The 1,075-nt window shown below is 41.3% G+C and carries 1 protein-coding gene; it reads right to left on the bottom strand.

Annotated features, from left to right (window positions below; translation table 11 throughout):
* Positions 1-192: 192 nt before the first annotated feature.
* Complete coding sequence (locus AC1DUA_RS38715; protein ID WP_477504738.1) at positions 193-975, bottom strand: carbohydrate ABC transporter permease; 783 nt, start codon at positions 973-975, stop codon at positions 193-195.
* Between the last annotated feature and the right edge of the window lie 100 nt (positions 976-1,075).

The following is a 1,075-nucleotide window of genomic DNA, read 5'->3' on the forward strand; positions in this document are numbered from 1 at the left end:
TATTCTCTCTGAGCCACTTCATCATCCGAACCATCTTATTCTCTCTGAGCCACTTCATCATCCGAACCATCTCCTTTTTCTTTTATGCTTTTATTGTAGCCTTTAGAAAAAGAGATGTATGTGATAAAAATCACATGCTTACCTGAAAAAGGCATGACCCTCTAGGGTCACGCCTCTCTGATTTTCAACGGATTATTTTACCCCTGTATATACAAAAGCGCGAATGATATGCCTTTGTGCAAAACAGAATGCAATCAAAATGGGAGTTACCAGAATCATATTTCCAGCCATAAGCACGTTCCAATTAGCTACCCCTTCTTCTTCGCGAATCCTTGCAATTCCCAAAGGTAACGTTCTCGCAACGTCATCTGTCGTCATAACAAGTGGCCAGAAGTAATCGTTCCAATGAGCAATAAAGCTGAACAAAGCAAAGGTCGCGAGTACTGGCTTCGCCATGGGTACCATTAGTTTGACAATAATTTGCCACTCTTTTGCGCTATCGAGCCGTGCTGCCTCAATTAGTTCCTCCTGAACCTGTTTAAATGACTGCCGCAAGAGAAAGATGCCAAAAGCGCTGGACGCAAAGGGAAGAATAAGCGCAAGATGCGTATTCAGCAGCTTCCATGTACTCAACTGTAAATAAACAGGCAAGAAAATTAATTGAGACGGGATCATTAAGGTCACCATCACCATGCCGAACAAAATTCCTGATGCCTTAAACTTATAGCGAGCAAAGGCATAGGCCGCCGGAATAATTGTAAGCATCTGCAAAGCAAGAATACTAATCGAGATCATGATACTATTCGAAATATAGTGTAAAAACGGGCCTGATCCCCAAGCTTTTGCATAATTGCTCCAAATGAAGTGTTTTGGAATCCAATTAGGCGGAAAAATCATTGTTTCAGGCAGTGTTTTCAGAGAAGTAGAGAGCATCCATACAAATGGCATTGCAAAGACGAGGACTAGAGCAGTCATGCCAATAACGCTTATTGTACGGGTTACATACTGTACTATTTTTGATGCAATTTCTTCTTTGCTATTAACATATAACAACGTACGATCAGCATCCATGATC

It is taken from the genome of Paenibacillus sp. 01T422, from assembly GCF_056398785.1.